Below are 24,984 nucleotides of genomic sequence, written 5' to 3' on the forward strand. Positions count from 1 at the left end.
AGCTAAGTTCGTTATAATAAACGCGCTATCTTTGATCATCTCCCCCTTCAAAAACAGTGGAAAAGTTGAATATGTCTGAAAACCGTAAACCTGAACAGGGTGTCAAACTTCGTGGCGCAGAGAAAGTCGCTCGTATTCCTGTAAAAGTGATCCCTACGGTTGAAACACCACGTAAGCCGGACTGGATTCGCGTAAAGATGGCAGCGCCGGAAGAAGTACAACGGATTAAAACAACGCTTCGCGAGCAAAAACTACATACTGTCTGTGAAGAGGCAGCCTGTCCAAACCTGCCTGAATGTTTTGGTGGCGGTACCGCAACCTTTATGATTATGGGTGATATCTGTACCCGTCGCTGTCCATTTTGCGATGTAGCACATGGTCGACCAAATGCCCTGGATGCAGATGAACCGCGCCACATGGCCGAAACCATTGCTAATCTTGGGTTGAAATATGCCGTGATTACCTCTGTAGACCGTGATGACTTACTCGATGGTGGTGCGCAGCATTTTGTCGATTGTATTAAAGAAGCACGTGCTTTAAGTCCAAAAACTTTACTTGAAATTCTGGTACCGGACTTCCGTGGCCGTATGGATATTGCACTGCGCATCATGACCGAATGTCCACCCGATGTGTTTAATCATAATATTGAAACAGTGCCGCGTTTATATAAGGCGATGCGTCCAGGTTCTGATTATCAGCACTCTTTAAACCTGTTAAAAATGTTTAAAGAATATTGCCCGGATATTCCAACCAAATGTGGCCTGATGGTCGGTATTGGTGAGACTGAAGAAGAAGTGCTTGCCTTACTTGACGATTTGCATGCACACGGCGTGGACTATGTGACGATTGGTCAGTATCTACAGCCTTCTAAAGAACATGCAGCGATTGATCGCTTTGTGACCCCTGAAGAATTCGAACGTTATACCGAACATGGCCAAAAACTGGGCTTCCGCAATATCTGGGCAGCACCCATGGTTCGTTCAAGCTACTTTGCCGATCGTCAATACTACGGCGAACCGGTTCCAGCAGTGCGTCGTAAAACTGACCCTGCCAAGAAAATTGCTGTTCAGGCCATTGAAGCTTAGTCCTGTTTAAACCAATGAAATAAAAGCCCTCTCAAGTAGAGTAATGCCAGTCAGTTAAGCAATTGACTGGCATTTTCTTTTTTAAATTCAGTATTATATTTGATAGATAGCAAAGTCATCCGCAACTATTTGAGGCATCAGGTGTATTGCACCGCAAGATTAAAAAAATGATGGTTTCCATGACAAATTGACGAGTCGATAGTGGCTGACGAGTTTTGCAGTGAGGGATCACAAGATGCCTTCCTTGCGAAGTTTCGCTTCTCATTTGGGCAAAACCAAAGTAACAAATGTTTTACAAATATTTGATTTAAAAAGTTAAGACTCCATCGTGAACGACTAAAAAGTTAAAGAGTCTATTTCTAAATTCTTTAACTGATCAGCATTACTCTCCAGTAGAGGGCTTTTTAATATCCATTATTAAAATTTTACTGAGCGTTAAACCCCATTTTTTATTTGAGATAAAGATTAAGTCATTACTTATCTTCACATTTCTTTGCGCGTTCTCACTTGAAGATTGATCATTTTTCCAACAACCTCAAAATAGATGCAAGACTTAAACATATCGTTGCCATACTTAAAAAGATCATTCTCACAAATCCAATGCTAAACCTGTCTGATTCTCGAACGACTAAAAATGAATGAACGGTGGTGAAATATCCGAGAAATCCAGACAAAGCCGGTGTTGTATAAATCTGGAGAAATATAACAATGTCATTTATTTTCGCTGTGCTACTGCTATTACTGAGTTTATGGGCAGTTTTCTATTTTCAGCTCTCGCGTAGTGCGGGTGCAATCGTGCTGATGGTCGTGTCAGTGGTCTGTGCCTTTCTTAGTCCGTGGTCACTGATTCTTGGTATCCCACTCATCCTGATCAGCCTCGTGGTGATAATCGACCCTCTGCGCATGTCGTTTATTTCCAGACCGGCCTATAAAGCACTGGCCAATGCCATGCCGAGCATCAGTCCGACAGAGCGTGAAGCACTGGACTCCGGAACCAGCTGGTGGGAAAAAGAACTGTTTATGGGTGCGCCGAACTGGGAAACCTTTAATAGCTATCCTTATCCAAAACTCTCGCTAGAAGAACAGGCTTTTCTGGACAATGAAGTTGAAACCTTGTGCAGCATGCTGGATGAATGGGAAATTCACGAGCAGAAAGCGCTGCCTGATCATGTCTGGCAATATATTAAGGAGCATGGTTTTTTGGGCCTGATTATTCCCAAAGAATATGGTGGTCGCGCATTTAGTTCTTTTGCCCAAAGCCGGGTGATGAGCAAGATTTCCTCTCGCTCCCTCACCACGGCCGTGAGTTGCATGGTACCGAACTCTCTCGGCCCGGGTGAACTATTGCTGCATTATGGTACTGAGGAACAGAAAAACCGTTACCTGCCGGGCCTGGCGCGAGGTGAAGAAATTCCCTGTTTCGGCCTGACCAGTCCGGAAGCGGGCTCTGATGCAGGCGCTATTCCCGATACTGGCGTGGTCTGCTACGGCCAGTTTGAAGGTCAGGAAGTCCTAGGCTTGCGAATGAATTTTTCCAAACGCTGGATTACGCTAGCACCCATTGCAACAGTGGTAGGTCTGGCCTTTAAAATGTATGACCCGGATCATCTTTTGGGCGAACAGACTGAATATGGTATTACCTGTGCCCTGCTGCCTGCCAGTCACGAAGGGGTCCAAGTAGGTCCTCGTCATAATCCCGGCCCACCATTCATGAATGGTACAGTTGAAGGTAAAGATGTATTTATTCCTCTGGACTGGATTATTGGTGGCGTAAAAAATGCCGGTAAGGGCTGGCGCATGCTGATGGAATGTCTGGCTGTGGGTCGTGGCATTTCCCTACCGGCACTGTCTACTTCTGCGGCAGAAATGACTTATTTAAATGTCGGGGCTTTTTCCCGAATCCGTCAACAATTTAAAATTTCAGTCGGCAAGTTTGAAGGTGTTCAGGAAGCCAATAGTGAAATTGCCAGTGATACCTATATGCTGGAAGCTTTCCGTTATCTGGTGACTTGTGGCCTTAATCAGGGCGGCAAGCCTGCTGTAATGACAGCGATTGCCAAATACTATGCCACGGAGGGAATGCGTAAGGTGGTAAATCACGGGATGGATGTGGTCGGTGGCCGCGCCATTCAGATGGGGCCACGTAATTTTCTGGCACCTTATTATCAGGCAATTCCTGTCTCCATTACCGTTGAAGGTGCGAATATTCTCAGTCGCTCCCTGATGATTTTCGGTCAGGGTTCAATGCGTTGCCATCCTTATCTCTATGAAGAATTACAACTCTTACAGGCTGAAGACCCGGCAGCAGCACTCAAGCCTTTTGATCATTTACTGTTTAAACATCTGGGTTATACCTTTAACCGTACCGCCCGTTCCTTTGCCTACGCATTTACGGGTGGTTCAAGTACAGCACCTCAAAGTGCAGTTGAGTTTACCCGACCTTATTACAAGGTCATTAACCGGCTGAGCGCCAACTTTGCCTTAACCGCAGACATGTGTCTGGGTTTGCTGGCAGGCGATATCAAACGCAAAGAAATGCTGTCCGGACGTCTCGCCGATATTCATGCTCACCTGTTTATTGCCTCCTCTATTCTGAAGTATTTTGAGCATAGCAAAAAGACTGAAGCTGAACGTTTGCATGCACAGCTTGCAATAGAAAAGTCACTCTATACAGCGCAGGAAGCATTTTATGATCTGTTTGCTAACTTCCCGGCCGGTGCAGCAGCAGGCATGGTCAAGCTGTTATGTTTCCCATTTGGCCGTCCTTTACACAAACCCTCAGACCAGCTTAAACAGCAGGTTGCAAATAGCATGATGGAAGATAACGCATTCCGTCAGGTATTGAAAAAGCATGTCTATTACAATACCCATGAAACTGATGTCACTGGACGCATGGAATCGACTTTCGCTTTGCTACTGGATATTGAACAGCTTTGGGATCGCTTTAAAAAAGCTGAAAACAAAGGTCTGTTTAAAGGTTTAAGCTTTGCCGAGCATGTGACAGATGCACAGCAACATGGCTTTATTAATGATGGAGAAGCAGAAAAACTGCTTCACTATAATGCACGTCGTTATGACAGCATGCTCACAGATGTCTTTGATCTGCATTTACAGGAAGTATTGGAGCTGGAGAACCCCCATATTCGTAAAGCAGATGCGACAGGAACCGATACTTCTGTTCAAACCGATCCTTCACACTCAACTTCGCCTTAAATCAAACTTTGACCAAAGGTGTCATAAATTCCAAAGTGGGATGTAGTTGAATATTTCACTTTAGAACCTTTCCAAGTGGCTTTTTAGCCACTTTTTTACGACTATGGCACGATGGTATTTCGCATAAAAAGTACTAAGCTAGAGCTATAAGAAAATTGAGGGTAAACCATGTCACAACAAGATTATGAAAATGGCCTGAAAGTGCGTACTGATGTCATGGGCGAAAGCTTTGTCAAACGTGCACAGGAAAATACCGTGCTTTTTACCCAGCCTCTACAAGACTGGATTAATGAACATGCCTGGGGTTCAACCTGGCAACGTGAAGGTGTATTACCACGTAAATATCGTTCTTTAATTACCATTGCTTTCCTTACGGCTCAAAAAAGCCCCACTGAACTAAAAGGCCATGTTCGGGGCGCTCTTAACAACGGTGCGACGGTTGAGGAAATTCAGGAAGTGTTACTCCATAGCCTGCCATATTGCGGTGCACCAGCAACTCAGGAAGCATTTCGGGCGGCACTTGAAGTGATCCAGGAATATCAGGTGAATCAGGAATAATTTGGTTGCAGATGAAATTGAGCCGTTTTAGAAATAAGCTCACAATTTAATTTTGCAGATGATTCATAAGTTACTTAGGCTAAATAAAGCTCAGCTGATTTTAGTTGCTTACCCTGATCTCAGCCTATCCGTCAAATGAATATGTACCGAGAAGTTGTAGATTCTCGGTACATTACACTAATGATTCTAAAATAAAACTGATAGATTTTTTAGAGTTGAGCACCTACTTATAAAAACTCGCGTCTTTGATCACATACAACCCGATCACTCATAAGATCAAGATCAGACAGATCCAGTAAAATAGTGGCTCAAAATAAGCCTTAGTTCAATGAAGATTCACACTAGAGCCAGTACACATTAAAGCTATAATAAAACTCCAGCACTTCAAAACGTACGTTATAGCCCAGTTCAGTCAACTCGGCTGATAAAGCCCGAATATCTTCCAAAGGCAAATGTTTGGGAAATACAGTAATGACTGCGGTATTGCCCTGTTTCGCATTTTCTTCAATTAGCTTGGCTAGACGCGGCTTATAGACCTCAATATTTAAATTAGCCACATCTGATAAAACCTTGGCCTGATCCGCCGTCATAAAAGTCATTTTTTATTTTCTCTTTTGATGTAATTTCATCAAGTTAAATGATTTAAACCAAAAACCGTATTTCATTTTTGTATCAGGTAACTAAAAAATAACAGGCAAAAAAAATCCCTCTGCAGAGGGATTTTTTAAATAGAAACTTACTGACCGGGCAGTGGAATATATTGGGAAGAACTGTTTTGTGCTTTACGCTCAGTCACTACTACATCCAGCATCATGGTTTTTCCGGCACGCTCTACTTTAATCTGAATGGTACTATTCGGCTTTTGCAGGGCAACAAAATTAATCAAATGCGAAGCCGAACTGATCTCTTCCTCATTCACTTTCATAATTTTGTCGCCACGCTGGATGCCCGCTTTCGCTGCCGGTCCATCTGCCAGCACTTCTGCGACGGTCACCCCTTTCTCTTTAGGTTGCAGTACATCATCACGTTCTGTCGGTAATAAACTGATTCCTAACCAGCCACGAACGACACGGCCATCTTTCAGAATAGCATTCATCACCTGCTGACAGATTTTGGCTGGAATGGCGAAACCAATCCCCAGTGAACCACCAGTTTGCGAGAAAATTGCCGTATTCACCCCAATCAAGTTGCCGGCGACATCGATCAAGGCTCCGCCTGAATTTCCCGGGTTAATTGCAGCATCGGTTTGCACAAAGTCTTCATAGGTATTAATGCCCAGATCTGAACGCCCTGTTGCTGAAATAATCCCTTGCGTTACGGTTTGACCCACACCAAATGGGTTACCAATGGCCAAAACGACGTCACCGACTTCATTGCCACTCAATTTAAAAGGCAACACGGGTAATTGATCCAGTTCAATTTTAATCACTGCCAGATCGGTATCTGGATCCATTCCCACAACTTTTGCTTCAGCACGTCGTCCATCCTGCAATGCCACCACAATCTGGTCTGCCTGTGCAATCACATGATTATTGGTCAGGATATAACCATCAGGACGTACAATCACCCCGGAACCTAAACTGTTCTCATTCGGACTTTGTCCATACTGGTCAGGCAACTGATCGCCAAAAAACTCACGAAAGACCGGATCGGTCAACAAAGGATGAGCCTGCTGTTTGACTTTTTGAGTGGTAAAGATATTGACTACAGCCGGCGCTGCTACTCTCACCGCAGCACTATAGGAGACCACGCCTCCTGAGCGCGACGTATCAATCAACGGCTCTACTTTTTCAGCAGGCATCTTGACACCATCTGGTGCAACCGGTGCTTTTGGTTTTTGTAGTTGTTGCCACCCCAAAAAACCGATAATGACCAAAATCAGTAACACCCAGGGTAACCATGTAAAGGTGCGGCGCACGTTGTTATCCTCTAAAATATTTTAATTCGTTGATGACTAAGTAATTTGTGTTCTATTGTAATGCGAAATACATAACTAAACACAAAAAATTCCACAGAGTTTTGTGCAGCTTTAGTTACAATTAAATATAAAGATAAATATTGGCAAATTTTTAAACGAACAGGAATTTTATGGCGAATTTAAACGATATTATTCAGTGGTGTGAACAGACTTTGGCAGCACGTGAATTTAAGGACTATGCACCGAATGGCTTGCAGATTGAAGGTAAATCTGAGGTCAATAAAATCCTGTGTGCCGTGAGTGCTTCGCAAAGTGCGATCGAAGCGGCAATTGAGCAAGGCGCAGATTTACTGCTGGTTCATCATGGCTATTTCTGGAAAGGTGAAGCCTACCCGATCACTGGTATGCGCGGTAAACGAATTAAAGCCTTAATTCAAAATGATATCTCTCTGGTTGGCTATCATCTGCCTTTAGACAGTCATCCAACTTTAGGCAATAATGCGGCGATTGCAGATTTATTAGAACTGGAAAATATCGAACAGTTGGATCCGAGTGAACGCCATCCGATTGGCAATATTGGCTATTTAAAACAACCGATGCGTCCTGAATATTTTAAAAACCATGTTTCAGAAAAACTTGGCTTTGATGCAATTCATCTTCCTGCGGACAAAACTCAAATCCATAAAGTCGGTTTCTGTACCGGTGGTGCGCAGGATTATATTCATAAAGCAGCGCTACAAGAGTGTGATGCTTATATTTCTGGTGAAGTGAGCGAACGCACCTTCTATGAAGCTCAGGAACTGAATGTACATTATTATGCCTGTGGCCATCATGCCACTGAAAAATATGGTGTACAGCGCCTGGCCAAAGCGATTTCAGAACAGTTTAATATTGAGTATGCTTATTACGAATTAAACAATCCGATTTAATTCTCGCTGACAGCATTTTCCACGAGCTTTATTTATATATTTTCAGGATTTATTGTGTATTGTTATTTATACGTAATGCCCATTTGGTCCGATTATCTATTACAATAAAGCCACTTATTGTTAAAACCCAGCTAAATGCAAGGAATTGAGAACATGACAACCATTACTTTACCAGCATTACCTTATGGCTACGAAGATCTTGCTCCACACATCAGCAAAGAAACTTTAGAATACCATCACGACAAACACCACAATACTTATGTGGTTAACCTGAACAACCTGATCGCTGGTACTGAGCTTGAAGGCAAAACTCTAGAAGAAATCATTACAGCAACTGCTGGTGATGCGTCTAAAGCAGGTGTTTTCAATAACGCTGCCCAAGTTTGGAACCACACGTTCTACTGGAACTGTATGGCTAAAAACGGTGGCGGTAAAGCAACGGGCACTTTGGCTGCAAAAATTGATGAAGCTTTCGGTTCTTACGAAAAATTTGCTGAAGAATTTGCTGCTGCTGCAACCACTCAGTTCGGTTCAGGTTGGGCTTGGTTAGTGGCTGACCAAGTAAACGGTCAACTGTCAATCATGAAAACTTCAAATGCTGATACGCCAATGGCACATGGCAAAATTGCAGTATTGACGATTGACGTTTGGGAACATGCTTATTACATCGATTTCCGTAATGCACGTCCTAAATACATCTCTACTTTCCTGGAAAGCCTAGTAAACTGGGATTATGCAAATGCGAAATATGCAGGTCAGCCTGCAGGTGTTGAGAAATAATTCTTTATTTCTTTGCTAAAAAATCACCCATTTCGGGTGATTTTTTTATTTTTAAGCCCCAAATGAATATTTATAAAGCAAACAATTCATTTCTTTACATTAATTGATTGACGACCTTGGGTTTCCTGCCTAAAATGCCGATCAGATTCTCCAATAGCTCAGTCGGTAGAGCGACGGACTGTTAATCCGCAGGTCCCTGGTTCGAGCCCAGGTTGGAGAGCCATCTATTCTTCCATAGCTCAGTCGGTAGAGCGACGGACTGTTAATCCGCAGGTCCCTGGTTCGAACCCAGGTGGAAGAGCCAAGATTCTAAAAAACCCACTCATTGCGAAGTGGGTTTTTTTATATCTGCTTTTTTTAAATTGAGATCGGTAGTGATATCTGTATATACAATCAGCTACCTTATATTCTCTGATCCAGATCACTTACAAAAATTAAGGCTGATAACAATCTGACTGCTCCGACTGTTTACATAAACATAACAGTTTGAACTCCAAGCCTTTTCGACTATTTTTAAAACACTTGATTCAATTTCTTCGGCTTTTTTCTAAAAGTGCCTTGACCACTTTTCAAATCTCTCTATAATCGCTGTCAGATTCTCCAATAGCTCAGTCGGTAGAGCGACGGACTGTTAATCCGCAGGTCCCTGGTTCGAGCCCAGGTTGGAGAGCCAATCTATTCTCCCATAGCTCAGTCGGTAGAGCGACGGACTGTTAATCCGCAGGTCCCTGGTTCGAGCCCAGGTGGGAGAGCCAAGATTCTAAAAAAACCCACTCATTGCGAAGTGGGTTTTTTTATTCGTCCCTATTTGTGATCTGTGTTTAATTTGAGTCAGTTTATATTTTTTGTGATTGGCTGCCTGGCAACTTTTGCGTTAGTTTGCCTGCTCTTCCCACATCTGTTCACCCGTCAAAAAAAATTCTATCCAAAGCGTGTGATTACTGCTTTTGAAAGCAGGATGTTTACACGCCTAAAAGAAGCCTTTCCTCATCATCATATTCTGGCTCAGGTTGCCTTTAGCGCCTTGATTACGCATGACCAGATGAACATGCGTAATCAGTTCAATCGTAAAGTTACAGATTTTGTGGTGCTTGATCGTGACTATAATGTACTGGCCATTATTGAACTGGATGATCCCAGCCACATTGGCAAAGAGCAGGAAGATGCTGAACGGGATGCTATGCTGATTGCAGCAGGCTATACCGTGATTCGATACACTCAGATTCCAAGCATCAGACAACTGCAAAGAGATTTGAGATAATTTAAGGTAAGGTTACTGCGCTTTCGGATGCAGCTTGGGTTGAATTTGTATCTTGCTCTGCTTTGAGCTTTTCCGCAGCTTCTCGCGCTTCGATGCGGGCAATCATTTCTGCCTGCTGCTGTTTATATTTTTCCTGATTTTTAGCATCACTATTTACCGCAAGAAAAGCCATACTCACCAAAAATATCGGTATACATAATACCAGCGCACCTAAAATTACCAGCTTTTTAACACTGCGGGGCTGCGGCTGCTCAGACATAACAAACCTACTTTAATTTCGTCATTTAATTGCACTGCTCAATATAACAAAATAAAGTCATAGCTCAAGTCTTTGAAAAGTTTTACTGTAAAAAAGGAGCCGAAGCTCCTTTGTAGATCTTAATAACTCTATTCTTTACTTAGCTGGCATATGCTCTTCAATAAATGCAACCAGTTCAGCATTCTTTTCTACAATTGCTTGAGTATGTCCTGCACCCTCAACCCCTAGGAAAGTCACGTCTGTACCCAAAGCTGCCAAATTCTTTTGCAAAACATCTGTAACATCATAAGGTACTGCCATATCTTCCTTACCCTGAATAATCATGACTGGTACACTGATTTTTTTAGTCGCGGGTTGGTTCTCCACCAAAAATTCTTTCACAGATCTGTTTTGATCAAAAGCATCTATCAACCCCGGATATTCAGCTACTGTTCTTCCAGGATTCTGCCGCAACCATTGATCGATATCCGCACTAAACTCTGTCATTAAATCGCCTAGACACAAGCCATTTTCACCAGTGGTTCCTTCTGCACGCTCAGCAACCAGTTTTGCACTGGATTCAAAAATATTCTGATATACAAAATTTGGCTCATAAGCTTTAATTCCAACTGCCACATATGCTGCATAAGCAAGTAATTCTGAATACACAGCTTTGGCAGTTCCTGCCGGAACAACATCAGCACCCTCACCGAAAACTAATCGATTTAAAGCTTGTGGGGCAACTGTACCAATAATATAACCTAGGCTGGAGGCTGGTGCCGCAGCAACCGCTGCCTTATAGTTTGGATCATCTCCTGCAAATTCTGCCGTTGCAAGCGAAGCATGCCCCCCTTGTGATTGACCCACAGAAACCCAAGCTCCATTAAACCTATTCCCTTGCTGTTGCTTAAATCCTTTCACTGCATAAATTGCAGATTGTGCCGCACTCTCTAAATGTAAATAAGGATGAATGCCCTGTGTACCCAATCCTTCATAATCAGGAGCAACAATCACATAGCCTTTGGCAAGCAGACTCTCAGCCATGGCTTTAAAGCGTGGGTTAAAAGTATTTCGACTTGGCGCACAACTATCACCGCTCCCTACTGTACCGTGCTCCCAGACAACAACACGCCAACCATCTCGTGGTTGTTGTGTTCGCGGATAAATTACCAAGGCAGTAGCTTCTGCAGTCCTATTCTGTACATTTGGCATGTTATAGCGCATAACCCGAATACTTGATGCTTGAGACATAACATCTTGGGTATACGTTTGTTCACCGAGAAAAACCTGAGGCTGCGGGACAAAGAAATCATTATCATCATCGTTACACGCAGATAAAAATAGTACCGAGGAACACAGCACACCTAACATCAATTTCTTATAACTGTTCTGCATATTTCTATCCTTTTATTGTTATTCCCTATCTCTTAATCGAGATCACTCAAAATTAATCATAAAAAAAGCATCCTTTATAGGATGCTTTTGTTGTTATCCGACATGCGGTAATTATCTTAGAGCAAACAATATTCCCACAAAAATAATGAGGCCAATCCAACGGTTATGACGGAATGCCCAAAAACATAGCTGTGGATTTTTATCGCGAGTTTTAAACCATTGGTAAATAAAATCAGCAGCAACCAGCAAAAGTGCTAACAAGCCAAATGGAATCAATAAATTTTCCAGCCAAAGTGCAGCACCTATCAATAAAATACTGCTCGCCTGCAGGGTGCTAATAATTGAAATATCATGCTGGCCAAACAAGATTGCAGTCGACTTCACCCCTATCTTTAAATCATATTCACGGTCTGCAATCGCATATTGAGTATCGTAGGCCACAGTCCAGGCCAGATTACCAAAATACAATAACCAGCAAGTCAGATCAGGTGTTTGCCCAACAGCGGTATAGGCCATGGGTATGGCCCAGGAAAATGCTGCACCCAAAAATACCTGAGGCAAATGGGTATAACGTTTCATAAAAGGATAAATAAACGCTAACAGCAAAGCCCCAAATGACCAGTAAAAAGTTTCGATCGGCAAGAAAAATAGCAGACAGGCGCTGGCAGCCACCAAAACCAGAAATACCATCACCGCTTCTTTGGCGCTGATGACTCCGGTCGCTAGTGGTCGGTTTTTAGTACGCTCCACATGCGCATCGACTTTACGGTCAGCAAAATCATTGATGGCACAACCCGCCGCCCGCATAAAAATCACACCCAAAATCATGGGAATTAAAATTTCAATGCGTGGCATCCCCTGAGCCGCAATCCATAACGCCCACAAGGTTGGCCAAAAGACCAGTTCAGTACCAATCGGTTTATCAAAACGACAAAGATAATAATAGGCGCCAAGACGCTCACGCCAGGTTATTGCTTGTGCAGTTGCCATATAAAGTCAAGCCCTTGAATTTTGTATAAAGTGTTCAAATGCCGGTAAAAATGTTTCTTGTACGATAAATTTACAGCCGTGCCAAGTATAGCAGCTCTGACGCGTCCAACCCTCTTCTAAAAGAATGACCCGACGCTGGTAAAGTGGATTCGTCCGTTGAAACAGGAACCAGCCAATTGGCTTAGTCCCAATATGCTGAAAGATTCGGGCTTTTTTCTGCAGGCTTAAAATTGGAAAAATACTCTTTGCTTTCACCCAGGGCGACTGTTCTGAACCATAGAGATAGCTTTCCCGCACCCAGGAAGTATGCTGATGTGACATCTGCATCCATTTGGCATTGGCGAAGCTTAAACGCTGAAAATGCTCTTGAATAGGCTCAACATGAAATTGTCCCTGCGCCAAGCCGGTCAATTGCTGTGTCAGAGAACCTGATGCATACAGCCATGGTTTTAGCTCAGCAGACATAGTGGGCATCAAGGCATGCTGATTTTTAGAAAAATACGTCATGTTTAACAGTTATCTGCTTTAGCAATCACTTCAAATTTGCCTTGGGGTGTTTTAATTAAAATTAAGCCTTCAGCGCTTAAATAAAACTCTTTTGGATAGTCAAATGTAAGTGCCAGTTCAGGATTTTTCAGTTCAACAAACTGTGCTTGTTTATAACCTTCAATGGTACGCCCTACTTCCAAATACGTAACTTCAGAAAAATTTAACTTAAAACCTTGCGCATGGTCTTTAGGATCATTCCAAGGAAAAAATCCGGTATGTTTTTTACGTGGTTTAGTCATAACAATCTAATTCAACATTCTTTGCTTTATATTAACCCAGTATAGAAAAAACCCGCGACATGCGCGGGTTTTTTACAGTGAAATTCTTGAAAGAATTACAGGCTGTAGTACATCTCGAATTCAACTGGGTGAGTGGTCGTGTTTAAACGACGCACTTCTTCAGTTTTAAGTTCGATATAGGCATCAAGCATGTCTTTCGTGAACACGCCACCTTTCAGCAGGTAATCATGATCTGCTTCAAGTGCTTCAAGCGCCATATCCAGACTATGCGCCACAGTCGGGATTTTCGCTTCTTCTTCAGGAGGAAGATCGTACAGGTTTTTGTCAGCCGCTTCACCTGGATGAATCTTGTTTTGGATACCGTCGATACCTGCCATCAACAATGCCGCGAAACCGAGGTACGGGTTCATCATTGGATCTGGGAAGCGAGCTTCAATACGCTTGCCTTTCGGGCTTGACACGTAAGGAATACGGATAGATGCAGAACGGTTACGCGCTGAGTAAGCCAGCATAATCGGTGCTTCGAAATGCGGAACCAGACGCTTGTACGAGTTTGTAGAAGGGTTGGTTAATGCATTCAATGAACGCGCATGTTTGATAATACCGCCAATGAAGTACAATGCCATTTCTGAAAGGCCTGCATATTCATCACCAGCAAACAAGTTCTTGCCATCTTTAGAGATCGACATGTGAACGTGCATACCAGAACCGTTATCGCCAACCATTGGTTTAGGCATAAAGGTTGCTGTTTTCGCATATTGATGCGCAACGTTCCAAACCGCATATTTAAACTGTTGAACTTCGTCCGCTTTACGAACCATGGTGTTGAAGCTTACACCAATTTCCAACTGGCAAGATGCAACTTCATGGTGATGTACTTCTACACGACCTGGGCCCATGATGTCTTCAATTTTGGCACACATATCTGCACGCATATCATGTGAAGAATCAACTGGAGGAACCGGGAAGTAACCACCTTTTACGCGTGGACGGTGACCAGAGTTACCACCTTCGTAGTCATTGTTGGTTGACCAGGCCGCTTCTTCAGCGATCAATGTATGGCGCGCGCCAGACATATCGATTTCCCATTTCACTTCGTCAAATACGAAGAATTCTGGTTCTGGGCCAAAGAATGCTGTATCACCAATACCTGTCGATTTTAGGTATTCTTCAGCACGGCGAGCAATCGAACGTGGGTCACGGTCATAACCCTGACCTGTAGAAGGCTCAATCACATCACAAGTCACAACAACTGTAGGCTCGGCAAAGAACGGGTCGATGAAACCGGTTTCTGCATCTGGGCGTAAAATCATGTCAGATGCTTCGATGCCCTTCCAACCAGCAATTGAAGAACCGTCGAACATTTTACCGTCTTCAAAAGTATCTTCGTCGATTGTATCTGCTGGGTAAGTCACATGTTGCTCTTTACCTTTAGTATCCGTAAAACGGAAATCGACCCATTTCGCGCCACTTTCTTGGATGAGTTGAAGGACTTTGTTCGCCATGCTCATTTTGCTCCGATGAATTTTTGTTGCACTCGTTACGTGCGTGTTAGTAGTTGGTAGTCATTAAGCAATTACCGTACCAACTATTCAAAGTATAGATAAAATCTTGAAATCTATATAAGAAATCATGAAGTGACAAAAATACTTTGCGACTATTATACTAGTTGAGAAACTAAATGCACTATATTCAGGCATTCTTCATTTATTTTATTTCTGCTTTATTTTTTAGCGCACCTAAATAGTGCAATCACCTATAGAAGTGTATTAAAAACATAGTTTTTTATATAAAATTTGCTACTTTTTCGTGTATTTGTTTAAAAAACACCCATATGTTGCTAAAAAATTGACTGTTTTCTTATGGTCTGAGACAAACAGAGATCTGCAACATGCAGTTGCTCAGTGAATATTTTGAGGCATTTTCTTTAAATATACTTTCTACACCATAGTCTATATAAATTTCTATTATTCAAGTGATGCTTTTTTCAACAAACTTTAGATCAATATTGCTGATTATTTTTAACTTATCAATTTTTCCCTAAAAAATATAAATTCTAAAGTTTCCTTAAGTAAGTCTATTACTTTAAATCATGATTAAAATTTTATTTCAGTTGATACAGATGCTTTTAAAGCAAATAAATTGAGCAAAATTGTTGCGCCGAATACGGCTATTTTTTGCTATGATGAATAGTGCTTTATTTTCACACAATGAAATCAATGATTTAGTCGTGTCACACCTGTGCTTGCAATAAGCGCAAATAAAGTACGATCTGGACAACTTTAGCACAGTTAAGTGCATTAATTTCAATAGGTTAAGCTCATGCTTTTAATGGTCGACAACTATGACTCCTTTACTTACAACATCGTTCAATATTTTGGCGAACTGAATCAAGAAGTAAAAGTAGTCCGTAATGATGCCGTGACATTGGAAGATATAGAGCGATGGCAACCCAAGTATTTAGTGATTGGCCCCGGCCCATGCTCGCCGAGTGAAGCAGGCATTTCGATTCCTGCGATTCAGCATTTTGCTGGAAAAATTCCGTTATTGGGCGTTTGTCTCGGCCATCAGAGTATTGGTCAGGCATTTGGTGGCAACATCATACGTGCCAAACGTGTCATGCACGGCCGTCTGTCGGATATGTACCACAGCGATACCGGGATTTTCAGTAATCTTCCGTCGCCATTTCCTGCAACGCGCTATCACTCCCTGGTGATTGATCAAGCCACCTTGCCTGAATGTCTGGAAGTGACCTGCTGGACCAATGAAGCCGATGGTTCTATGGAAGAAATTATGGGGGTAAAACATAAGACATTGCCGGTCGAAGGCGTGCAGTTCCATCCTGAATCGATCCTGAGCCAGCATGGCCATCAAATCTTTAAAAACTTTCTCGAAATTTATGCCTAAGAACATCTTATGAATATTCAACAAGCTTTAAACAATATTACCAAAAACATTCACCTGACTCAGGATCAAATGCAAGACGTGATGCGTGCCATCATGTCAGGTGAAACCACTGATGCCCAGATTGGTGCCCTGCTCATGGGTTTACGCCTTAAAGGCGAAAGCATTGATGAAATTACCGCAGCCGCACGGGTCATGCGTGAACTGGCTACCAAAATTGATGTCAGCGATATTCCTTATTTAGTCGATATTGTCGGTACAGGCGGTGATGGTCAAAACCTGTTTAACGTCTCTACCGCGTCTGCATTTGTGATTGCAGCAGCAGGCGCAACCATTGCTAAACATGGCAACCGTGGCGTTTCAACCAAATCAGGCTCGTCAGATTTACTGGAACAGGCTGGGATTAATCTTGACCTGAATATGCAGCAAACCGAGCGTTGTATCCGTGATGTGGGGGTCGGGTTTCTGTTCGCACCGAATCATCATACAGCCATGAAATATGCAATCGGCCCGCGTAAAGAATTGGGTATTCGCAGCATTTTCAATTTACTTGGCCCGCTGACCAATCCGGCCGGCGTCAATCGCTTAGTCATTGGCGTGTTTTCCAATGAACTGTGCCGTCCAATTGCAGAAGTAATGAAACAGCTCGGTGCTGAACATGTGATGGTGGTGCATTCTCGCGACGGGCTGGATGAGATCAGTCTTGCCTCTGCAACGTATGTGGCAGAGCTAAAAAATGGCGAAGTGACTGAATGGGAAATTACCCCTGAATTGGTTAATATCGAATCTCAAACCTTGACTGGTTTAATTGTAGAAGATTCTGCACAGAGTCTGGCATTAATCAAGGATGCATTGGGCAAGAAAAAATCAGAGATCGGTGATAAAGCGGCCAATATGATTGCCCTCAACGCGGGTGCAGGTATTTATGTCTCCGGTTTGACCAGCAGCTATAAACATGGTGTTGCATTGGCACATGACATTATTTATGGCGGCCAGGCTCTGGAGAAAATGAGTGTGCTGTCTGAATTTACCAAAACCATTAAACAATACGAAGCTTAATTCGGTCAGGAATTTTGATCATGGTGGATATCGCAAATACAATTTTAGGCAAGATTGTTGACCGTAAAACGGAAGAATTTGCTCTACGTTTAAAGCAGAAAAGCTATAAAGATCTGGAAGAGCTGGCTCAAGGTGCATCAGCTGTGCGTGGTTTTGCCCAGTCTTTAATGTCAAAACGTCCGGGTGTAATTGCTGAAATCAAGAAAGCCTCACCATCTAAGGGGATTATTCGTGAGAATTTTAATCCTGCAGAAATTGCAGCACAGTATCAAGATGCTGGTGCCGCATGTTTATCTGTCCTGACCGATGTGGACTTTTTTCAGGGTGCAGATGAAAATATTCAGATTGCCCGTTCGCATTGTGACCTGCCGGCGCTGCGCAAAGATTTCCTGATCGATCCTTATGGAGTCATTGAAGCACGTGCCTTAGATGCAGATTGTATTTTACTGATTGTGGCATGTCTGTCAGATCAGCAACTGGAAGAAATGTCGAAGACTGCTTTTGAGCATAATTTAGATGTTTTAGTTGAAGTACATGATGAAGCTGAACTGGAACGTGCGCTGAAACTTTCAGATCGCTGCTTGCTGGGTGTGAATAACCGTAATTTAAAAACCTTCGATGTCGATTTAGATACCTCGATTCGTTTAAAGAACTTACTCGATCCCTCTCGCCTGTTAGTCACTGAAAGTGGTATTGCTACCCCTGCCGATGTGGCGATGATGCAACAGCATGATATTCATGCCTTTCTGGTCGGTGAAAGTTTTATGAAACAGCCTCGACCTGATCATGCATTCCGTAACCTGTTTGGTGAGCCTGAATCGGTTTAACTATTGACTAGTTTAATACTTAGACCAAGCCCAATCTCAGGATTGGGCTTTTTTATTTTCAGGATTGATAAGAAAAGAAATAGCATCATGTGAATTCATAAATACCGAGACATGCCATGCAAGCAATTCATTTCTCCTTTATCTATTTTCAGACTATAATTCTGTTAAATTCCGCATCTTCCTTGTTTTTACATTATGAGTAAACACGATTCTTCATTATCTAAAGATCAGTACAACCTGCTGAAATCTTTTAAGAAGCAAATTACACAGCCGCATAGCCCTGCGGTTGTTGCTGCACCCGTTGAAAAGACTGTCGAGCAAGAAGCTTTAGAAGAACTGGAATTATTCCGCAAACAAATGCAGGGCGTGCAAAAAATTGAATCGGGAAATACCGTTCAATTGGACAAACCGCGCAAGAAAAAACCGGATGCACAAGTCCTGGCAAAGCGTGCAGCGGCGACTGGCCCGATGGAAACAGATGCCATGGCATTATCGGACACGCAGGCCATGCTCAATCCTGTCGGGAGTCAGGCCAACTTGAGCTATCGCATTGCCACCTTGCAGCATAAAGTGTTTGAAGACTTAAAAGCCGGCAATTTACGCTGGTTTGAAGCTGTGGATCTGCATGGCTGTACCGTGGAAGAAGCGCGTCAGGCGGTGCTACAAATTATCCAGATCGCCAAAGATGAAAACCAGAACGTGATTAAGATCGTACACGGTAAAGGCCCGGAAGCGATTTTAAAAACCTATGTGAATGGTTGGCTGCGTCAGCATCGCGATGTTTTGGCTTTTGTCAGTGCGCCTGAAAAACAAGGCGGTACTGGTGCAGTTCTGGTTCTGCTAAAACGTGCAGAAAAGAATCCAAAGTTTAAACAGTAACCGGTTTTCGCCTCAAAACAAGGCATTGTAAAAGTTTTCTGCTACAATGCCGTCCTTGTTCATTCTCAGTTTAAGTGAATACGTCATATGACTATGCAGCAATCCTACGCAAACATTCTTACTGCCGTTGGCGAAGATCTCAATCGCCCTGGTCTCAAAGATACGCCTGTGCGTGCTGCCAAAGCATTTTCATATTTAACCTCGGGTTATAGTCAGACACTTGAAGAAGTCACCAACAAAGCGGTCTTTCCTTCCGACAACCGTGAAATGGTGCTGGTCAAAAACATCGAATTCTATTCCTTATGTGAACATCATTTATTGCCATTTTATGGCCGTGTCCATATCGCCTATTTACCAGAAGGTCATGTCTTGGGCCTGTCCAAATTTGCCCGTATTACTGAAATGTTTGCGCGTCGTTTGCAAATCCAGGAAAACTTGACCCAGCAAATTGCAGAAGCAGTGGCGGAAATCACCAAAGCACGTGGTGTCGCCGTGATGATTGATTCTGCACATATGTGCATGATGATGCGTGGTGTGGGCAAACAGGAATCGACCACACGTACAGTCTCTTTTATTGGTGATTTTAAAACTGATAAAGAAACCCGCCGTGAGTTTTTAAGTGCAGTGCCAGAAAGCTACTAAGCCTTAAAAGCCAATTATTTAAAGCCTCGATCATTCGGGGTTTTTTTAATTTCTTATAAACTGCTCTGGTCAGAGAATATCGATATCACAGCTGCTGTTGACCAAATTTGCATTCGTTATACTTGCAGCTAAACAATTGCTGCTTATCTTTGCAACAAGCCTACATTTAGATACATGATAAAGTTTTAATCCAGTTAGTCCTCGCTTAAAGTAAATTGACGTTGATATACAGCAAACAGCTTTATATCTTTCTGCTTGATTTTTAATGACAAGGAAAATGACCATGGCGAATAGCAAAAACAATCAGGACAAAGACAGCAAGAAATCTGCAAAAACTGCTAAAAAGACGCAAGATGAAAAACTGAAGAAGTCGAACAAAAGCAGTGACAAGGACAGCGATCGCAAAGTCAGCAAAAAAGCTGAAAGTGCTAAATCTAAAGCAGCATCTTCTAAAAAAGAGAATGCCAGTAAAGATGAAAAAGTAAAGGCGAAGAAAAGTGCGAGTTCTAAAGGCAGCGATAAAGCCAAAGACCTGAAAACATCTTCAGCGAAAAAACCGGCTAAAGCGAAAAGCAGCAATAAGAGCAAAGATGAAGACAGCAAGACGAAAAAATCTTCTTCAAAAAAATCAGCACCGGCCAAAAAGCAGTCAAGCACTTCGTCCAAGAGCAAGTCTGATAAAGCCAAAACCTCGAAGACCAGTTCGAAAAAGTCAAAGTAAAATCCAAGCCCCATGACTGGGGCTTTTCTTGATCCTGATCTCGGGTGAGTAGATCAGTAGAATTATTTTATATTTTTTAGTGTGTTCTTTATTGAGTGATACCGACCCTTCTAAATATAAGCAAAGATATGAGTCCAGCAGCCAAAAATCCGCCGCCAAAACGTCAGTCACGGGTGGTGTCGAATAGTTTTGATTATTCTCTGGACTTCGAAAAGATTAATTTTCGCAAACGGCCCGAGTTGTACCGAATTGGCCGAGGAGAACAAGGCGTATTATTGGTGGAGCCTTATAAATTTGAAATTCTGCCGCACTGGCGCTTTGCGGATGAAGAAAAAGCCCAAGCCAGCAGTGACAAAATTTATCAGCTATTCCTAGCTTATTTAAAACAAGATGATTTTATCGGTGCGGACATGGCACGCAAGTTTTTACAGATGGGTTATACCCGTGCCCGCCGTTACGCCAACCATAAAGGTGGTAAAAAATATGATGGGCCGGTTCCGGAAGATAAGAAAGGCTTAAGCGGCGCACATGGCCGTTCAGAATTGCCACGCAGCCACGAAGATCCAGTCAAAGCAGCGGCCGCCAACATTTTTAAACAAAAATGGAATGATGCGAAAAACCATCCAGACTATATTCAGCAAAAGCGAAAATTTCAGGAATTTATCCAGCAACACATGGCAGATGAATAGAACTTTTAAGCTAGCTGGATCATTGCTGCCCTACCGGATTTGAGGGCGACTGTGCCATATAGACCCGGTTACGACCGGTATTTTTCGCCATATACAGTGCGGCATCCGCAGCATCTAAAAATCGCTGATAATCCGGATGCCCGTCATAGAGCGTACATCCAATACTGATCGTGATTTTAAACTGTTGTCCTTGCGCGGTTTTAATCATGCCATTTTCAACATATTTACGAATACTTTCGGCAATACTTAAGGCACGTTGTTTATCTGTGTCGACCAGCAACAATAAGAATTCTTCCCCACCGACCCGGAAGGCATAATCACTGCCCTGACTGTATTTTTGCAGCGCTTCGGCAATAAATTTAAGTGCCAGATCACCTGCGGCATGTCCAAATTTATCATTGATACTTTTAAAGAAATCGGCATCCATCGCAAGTAAAGACAAAGGTGTATGATTTTTACGGGAAAAAGTGATTTCACGGGAAATCACCGTATTTAAATAACGGCGATTTAACAACTGGGTCAATGAATCATTGCCTGATTCAATATATTCCGCAACCTGAAATAACTGATCGACCAGCAGTTGAATTTCACGGTTTAAGTCACGGATTTGTTGAATCAGCCCCAAGACATTATTTTTATCCGTACAATCCATGATGGTCTGATTAATTGCATCAATCTGATAAATCCGCTCAATGATTAAATCGACCTGGTCCGAACCGGTAAAAGCATAAGAGGCTTTATGGATAAACCATAAACCGAACTCAGATTTGGACAACATCGGATGCTTTAAATTGTCAGGGCTCGAAAAGACCTTGAACATCAGTTCATTTTCCCAGTCCAGCAATGAGCTGCGCTGTTTGTCTTTTTGTACCGCCACATCCTGCATGGCTGAAAAAACACGGTAACTGTGTTTGATTTCCTGATTCACGGCTGTTTTGGCTTCATAAGAACGGCACATGATTTCTGTGGCAAATCCCATGATTTGCACAATATAACTGCAGGCGGTCAGCATGCTGTTTTGAGAAGATGCTTGCAACAGTTCAAAAACCTTGCGTTCAATTTCACGGACACCGCGCATGATTAACCAGGAAGGGATACCGACTCGGGCATGTACATGTCCAACCATCGCCTGCTTTTGTACGGCTTGCGCATAACTCTTGTTGATCGGTACGCTAAAACTTTCTGACAGCCATTGAATCAGGGTATTACGCAAACGCTGCTGAACCATCTGTTCGGTCAGGAACTGGGCCGATTCTTTTTCTAAGAGCATATTCTTATAGAATTCTTCGACCAGAATAACCGAATGTTCCTGAACAAAATGAAATGCATGCAATAGATCATCTGCTGAATAATTCTGACAGATCTGCTTCCATTGTTCGGCCAGCATTGCCATGCATTCATTATTCATACGACCCATTCCCCAAAACACTGCAATTTGCACTAACATTATGTGACAAATATAACAAAATTCGGGTGCATTAACTAAAATATCGACAAGATTATTCCAATTATACTGATCGATGATTCACAGGAAAAGTTTCGTAAACTAGCCCTTAAAATATATAAGCCGTTTAAAAATAACGGATCAGGCCCAAACTCCATTGATCCCAGTCTTTCGCCTGTTGTTGCTGATATTCCCAAGACAATCGAACCGCATTCTGTGCAGTAAAGGCATATTGCAATTGGGTATTTAGCTTCAGATGCCAGCGATGCGAATCTTCCCAATAAGGCAGTTCCACTTGCACCAGACTGTTGATCTGATCAGTCCAGATATTCTGGCAGCCCAAAGTTGGCCCTGCTCCTACGCGCCAACCCTGATCGAGCGCCTTGCCCGCCTGAACGTGAGTTTGCATTTGTGCATAGCACAAATGTTCGCGGCTCGCATTTGCCCAGCTATAGCCCGCTTGGGTCTTAAAACCGGCGACGCCATGCTGTTGCTCTTCGCTAAACTGGCCATGACGGTCTAAGGCTTCCTGTGTCCAGCCCAGATTAAAACCCCAAGATAAGGGCGTATTAAATGGATTAATCGGGTTATAGGAATTGACGGCCAGTAAATCCAGATGTTCCAGTTTGAGTTCACTATTACGATATTGTAATGCCCCATCCAGAAACAGCAGTTGTGTGCCGGTACGCAAACCACCCTGTGGATCGATTAAATCATGATAGGCATGCCGATGCCCAAGCTGAACAAAGGATTCACCCTGAACCTGTCCGGCCTCAAAACTGATATTTCGTGCATGATGACTTTGTACTGGATCTGTTTTCGGACGCTCAGGTGCTTGACGCTGTTTCTCGATAGCCAGCTGACTTCTTAAGCCCAATAACTTGCGAAAACGTGGCTGGGCAAAGGACTCATCTACTTTCTGTCTGAGAAAATCCAGATATAGATGATCATAGGCCATTTCCAGCACTTTGGCCTGATCCTCTGCCGGATAAGTTTGCAACATTGAAGGCATGGTACCTGTTTCTGCATAAGCCAGCTGATGAGCCTTTTTTGCCAAAGCTTTGCCATGCTGTCTAGATTGAGCCAGCAACTGTGTTTCTAGGGCAGGACGATAAACTTTCTGTTTGATCAAGCCCTGCTGTTCTACCACTTTCAAGGTTTCGATCGGAATGGCAGTCGAATTAAACTGTTTTTGTAGATTCAACTCAGGACGCACCAGATCGAATAGCCCCAGCAGGCGATAAGCACAATTATCGTTGATAAAATAATAAGGGAAACTCACCTTCTGCATTTCCCAAAGATGCTGCACCAGAAACCGGGTCTCTTGTGGAGTTAAATTTAATTCATATTCCCATAAATCCCGGCTTTCAAAGTCGCCATATTCTTTGACCTTGCGATAATACGGCATCAGGGAATATTCACCCAGATATTGTCCGGTCAGTCCTTTCCAGGCAAATGACCAGTTGTCATTGCCGTCGACGGTTGCGGCATAGTTGACGGCATAGGAAATCAGGTTGAGCTGCTGTTGATCTTTGGGATCTAGACGCAACAAGGTATGCCCGAACATCGAACTGGGATTGCCCATAAAATCTGTGGCATAAATCAGCGTGGCCTGATAGGGCTTGACCTCAGCAATCCATCGATCAAAATCCGGACAACTCACTTCAGGTAATTGCTGTTCGGAAATATCCAGCTGCTGCATTAACCAGCTGCTTCGGGCCGGAAACTTACAACGGATGGACTGATTCGGTTCTGTACTGCCAAATAAGGCCTGAATATTATGCTGTATTTCTTTTTTGAGATCAGTCTTTCCCTGCTCTGCCAGAAAATAGCCTGAATAATCGACCTCGCTGTGGCCTTTAGAATTGGCATACATCAGACGCTGCCAGGTGGTGCTCTGATCTAGGCGTTTGCTTTTGGCCTGATCGAGATAATGCTGGATATCTGGATTAATTTCGTTTGCAAAACTTAAGGGACTGAAGGCCAGACCCAACATGAAGAACGCATATTTCATTCAGTTAACTTATTCTCGTCAATTTCTTTGAGTCATAAGAAAAACCCTGCCAGAGCAGCAGGGTTGTCAAAGTGCGGATCAGATGTAAGATTTCAATACTTCATCTTTGGCCATCACTGTTTGTAATGAACTCAGAACTTGAAGGGTATTCTGGTTTTGTTCGGAATAGATTTCAGAAAAATTCTGCTTGGAAATGTTAAAGAAATGGCCTTTGTCTTCAGATTTGATATTCAGAAGTTCGGCCAGAACATTCAGGCTTTCACCTTCACCCACTGCCATATCACGCGCCAGTGCTTCAGCATTTTCATTGGTAAAAGTCACCACTTGAGCGGTGACTGTTCCACCCTGGCTACAACCCAAAGTACCAAACGTGATCCCGAGCCATTGATTCGTGAAAAGAACGTTGGTGGTACCTGCTAAAAGTTTAGGAATAATACCAGTCTGACCGGCCCACACCTGACTTCCGATACCACAGCCGACATCTCGGTCAGCCATCGCCATACTTGAACCAGTCGCTAATACTGCCGCCAGCATAATTTTTTTCAACATACTTATTCTCCAGTTATTCTCATGCAATCTTTGTTATTACTCTCATTATGTAATTTGACTTACACACTCAGCAGAGTAGCGATAAGTCAGGTTTGGCGCAA

24 protein-coding genes and 4 tRNA genes are annotated in these 24,984 nt (G+C 43.0%); 17 read left to right on the forward strand and 11 right to left on the reverse strand.

From position 1 onward, the window contains the following. Nucleotides 1-71 precede the first annotated feature (71 nt). The 3 genes from lipA (at nucleotide 72) to KT990_RS04220 (ending at nucleotide 4,856) form a co-directional block, all read left to right on the forward strand. Nucleotides 72-1,085 (forward strand): lipoyl synthase, encoded by a 1,014-nt coding sequence (gene lipA, locus KT990_RS04210; RefSeq protein WP_005096430.1) that lies wholly within the window; start codon nucleotides 72-74, stop codon nucleotides 1,083-1,085. A 708-nt stretch (nucleotides 1,086-1,793) separates the two neighbouring features. Next, nucleotides 1,794-4,298: an acyl-CoA dehydrogenase gene (locus tag KT990_RS04215; RefSeq protein WP_218209214.1), complete on the forward strand. Its 2,505-nt coding sequence runs from the start codon at nucleotides 1,794-1,796 to the stop codon at nucleotides 4,296-4,298. A 168-nt stretch (nucleotides 4,299-4,466) separates the two neighbouring features. Further along, nucleotides 4,467-4,856, forward strand: a complete 390-nt coding sequence (locus KT990_RS04220) for a carboxymuconolactone decarboxylase family protein (RefSeq protein WP_218209215.1) — start codon at nucleotides 4,467-4,469, stop codon at nucleotides 4,854-4,856. 341 nt (nucleotides 4,857-5,197) lie between these two features. On the opposite strand, the gene KT990_RS04225 is transcribed toward KT990_RS04220, so the two are convergent. Further along, nucleotides 5,198-5,455, reverse strand: coding sequence for a hypothetical protein (locus KT990_RS04225; protein WP_005096427.1), 258 nt, complete (start codon nucleotides 5,453-5,455; stop codon nucleotides 5,198-5,200). Between the two features lie 137 nt (nucleotides 5,456-5,592). After that, nucleotides 5,593-6,774, reverse strand: a complete 1,182-nt coding sequence (locus tag KT990_RS04230; protein WP_218209216.1) for a trypsin-like peptidase domain-containing protein — start codon at nucleotides 6,772-6,774, stop codon at nucleotides 5,593-5,595. Between the two features lie 170 nt (nucleotides 6,775-6,944). Between KT990_RS04230 and KT990_RS04235 the strand changes: the two genes are divergently transcribed. From KT990_RS04235 to KT990_RS04265, 7 genes are all read left to right on the forward strand, one after another. Beyond that, nucleotides 6,945-7,703 carry a Nif3-like dinuclear metal center hexameric protein gene (locus tag KT990_RS04235; RefSeq protein ID WP_100328761.1) on the forward strand — a complete coding sequence of 253 codons (759 nt, stop codon included), beginning with the start codon at nucleotides 6,945-6,947 and terminating at the stop codon, nucleotides 7,701-7,703. A 153-nt stretch (nucleotides 7,704-7,856) separates the two neighbouring features. Further along, entirely contained in the window at nucleotides 7,857-8,483 is a 627-nt protein-coding gene (locus KT990_RS04240; protein ID WP_180072055.1) for a superoxide dismutase, read from the forward strand. Between the two features lie 147 nt (nucleotides 8,484-8,630). Then, nucleotides 8,631-8,706, forward strand: a tRNA-Asn gene (locus KT990_RS04245). Between the two features lie 5 nt (nucleotides 8,707-8,711). Continuing rightward, nucleotides 8,712-8,787 (forward strand) — tRNA-Asn (locus tag KT990_RS04250). A gap of 293 nt (nucleotides 8,788-9,080) precedes the next feature. Next, nucleotides 9,081-9,156: transfer RNA gene (locus KT990_RS04255), tRNA-Asn, on the forward strand. A 6-nt stretch (nucleotides 9,157-9,162) separates the two neighbouring features. Beyond that, nucleotides 9,163-9,238 (forward strand) — tRNA-Asn (locus tag KT990_RS04260). A gap of 62 nt (nucleotides 9,239-9,300) precedes the next feature. Further along, nucleotides 9,301-9,744: a DUF2726 domain-containing protein gene (locus KT990_RS04265; protein WP_005096422.1), complete on the forward strand. Its 444-nt coding sequence runs from the start codon at nucleotides 9,301-9,303 to the stop codon at nucleotides 9,742-9,744. Nucleotide 9,745: 1 nt separating this feature from the next. Here the strand turns inward: KT990_RS04265 and KT990_RS04270 are convergent, their stop codons facing one another. The 6 genes from KT990_RS04270 to glnA all read right to left on the reverse strand — a co-directional run bounded on the left by KT990_RS04270 (nucleotide 9,746) and on the right by glnA (nucleotide 14,666). After that, nucleotides 9,746-10,003 (reverse strand): hypothetical protein, encoded by a 258-nt coding sequence (locus KT990_RS04270; protein WP_005096421.1) that lies wholly within the window; start codon nucleotides 10,001-10,003, stop codon nucleotides 9,746-9,748. Nucleotides 10,004-10,138: 135 nt separating this feature from the next. Further along, on the reverse strand, nucleotides 10,139-11,377 hold the full coding sequence (locus tag KT990_RS04275) for an alpha/beta hydrolase family protein (protein WP_218209217.1): 1,239 nt from the start codon (nucleotides 11,375-11,377) through the stop codon (nucleotides 10,139-10,141). A 111-nt stretch (nucleotides 11,378-11,488) separates the two neighbouring features. Beyond that, on the reverse strand, nucleotides 11,489-12,367 hold the full coding sequence (gene ubiA / locus KT990_RS04280; protein WP_100357214.1) for a 4-hydroxybenzoate octaprenyltransferase: 879 nt from the start codon (nucleotides 12,365-12,367) through the stop codon (nucleotides 11,489-11,491). 6 nt (nucleotides 12,368-12,373) lie between these two features. After that, the gene (locus tag KT990_RS04285) at nucleotides 12,374-12,841 is read right to left on the reverse strand and encodes a chorismate--pyruvate lyase family protein (RefSeq protein ID WP_218209218.1); all 468 of its coding nucleotides are present in this window, start codon (nucleotides 12,839-12,841) and stop codon (nucleotides 12,374-12,376) included. Between the two features lie 35 nt (nucleotides 12,842-12,876). Next, on the reverse strand, nucleotides 12,877-13,155 hold the full coding sequence (locus KT990_RS04290) for a hypothetical protein (protein ID WP_074383029.1): 279 nt from the start codon (nucleotides 13,153-13,155) through the stop codon (nucleotides 12,877-12,879). 95 nt (nucleotides 13,156-13,250) lie between these two features. Then, nucleotides 13,251-14,666, reverse strand: coding sequence for a type I glutamate--ammonia ligase (gene glnA / locus KT990_RS04295; RefSeq protein ID WP_171063330.1), 1,416 nt, complete (start codon nucleotides 14,664-14,666; stop codon nucleotides 13,251-13,253). An 811-nt stretch (nucleotides 14,667-15,477) separates the two neighbouring features. Here glnA and KT990_RS04300 point away from each other — a divergent pair. The 7 genes from KT990_RS04300 to KT990_RS04330 all read left to right on the forward strand — a co-directional run bounded on the left by KT990_RS04300 (nucleotide 15,478) and on the right by KT990_RS04330 (nucleotide 20,876). Then, complete coding sequence (locus KT990_RS04300; protein WP_100355236.1) at nucleotides 15,478-16,062, forward strand: anthranilate synthase component II; 585 nt, start codon at nucleotides 15,478-15,480, stop codon at nucleotides 16,060-16,062. Nucleotides 16,063-16,071: 9 nt separating this feature from the next. Next, nucleotides 16,072-17,118, forward strand: a complete 1,047-nt coding sequence (gene trpD / locus KT990_RS04305) for an anthranilate phosphoribosyltransferase (RefSeq protein ID WP_005096410.1) — start codon at nucleotides 16,072-16,074, stop codon at nucleotides 17,116-17,118. A 20-nt stretch (nucleotides 17,119-17,138) separates the two neighbouring features. Next, entirely contained in the window at nucleotides 17,139-17,945 is an 807-nt protein-coding gene (gene trpC, locus KT990_RS04310) for an indole-3-glycerol phosphate synthase TrpC (protein WP_005096409.1), read from the forward strand. Nucleotides 17,946-18,140: 195 nt separating this feature from the next. Beyond that, on the forward strand, nucleotides 18,141-18,824 hold the full coding sequence (locus KT990_RS04315) for a Smr/MutS family protein (protein WP_005096408.1): 684 nt from the start codon (nucleotides 18,141-18,143) through the stop codon (nucleotides 18,822-18,824). A gap of 93 nt (nucleotides 18,825-18,917) precedes the next feature. After that, a complete protein-coding gene (gene folE / locus KT990_RS04320; RefSeq protein ID WP_005096407.1) occupies nucleotides 18,918-19,466 on the forward strand; it encodes a GTP cyclohydrolase I FolE in 549 nt (182 codons plus the stop codon). A gap of 283 nt (nucleotides 19,467-19,749) precedes the next feature. Next, nucleotides 19,750-20,187, forward strand: coding sequence for a hypothetical protein (locus tag KT990_RS04325; protein WP_005096405.1), 438 nt, complete (start codon nucleotides 19,750-19,752; stop codon nucleotides 20,185-20,187). A 128-nt stretch (nucleotides 20,188-20,315) separates the two neighbouring features. Next, the gene (locus KT990_RS04330; protein WP_100534373.1) at nucleotides 20,316-20,876 is read left to right on the forward strand and encodes a DUF4385 domain-containing protein; all 561 of its coding nucleotides are present in this window, start codon (nucleotides 20,316-20,318) and stop codon (nucleotides 20,874-20,876) included. A gap of 19 nt (nucleotides 20,877-20,895) precedes the next feature. Here the strand turns inward: KT990_RS04330 and KT990_RS04335 are convergent, their stop codons facing one another. From KT990_RS04335 to KT990_RS04345, 3 genes are all read right to left on the reverse strand, one after another. Continuing rightward, nucleotides 20,896-22,284, reverse strand: a complete 1,389-nt coding sequence (locus KT990_RS04335) for a diguanylate cyclase (protein WP_218209219.1) — start codon at nucleotides 22,282-22,284, stop codon at nucleotides 20,896-20,898. Between the two features lie 163 nt (nucleotides 22,285-22,447). Then, the gene (locus KT990_RS04340) at nucleotides 22,448-24,334 is read right to left on the reverse strand and encodes a DUF4105 domain-containing protein (protein ID WP_100534374.1); all 1,887 of its coding nucleotides are present in this window, start codon (nucleotides 24,332-24,334) and stop codon (nucleotides 22,448-22,450) included. Nucleotides 24,335-24,412: 78 nt separating this feature from the next. Next, on the reverse strand, nucleotides 24,413-24,883 hold the full coding sequence (locus KT990_RS04345) for a DUF3015 family protein (protein ID WP_005096400.1): 471 nt from the start codon (nucleotides 24,881-24,883) through the stop codon (nucleotides 24,413-24,415). Nucleotides 24,884-24,984: the final 101 nt, after the last annotated feature.

Origin of the sequence: Acinetobacter sp. F9, assembly GCF_019195275.1 — a bacterium.
Taxonomy (GTDB): Bacteria; Pseudomonadota; Gammaproteobacteria; order Pseudomonadales; family Moraxellaceae; genus Acinetobacter; species Acinetobacter pseudolwoffii.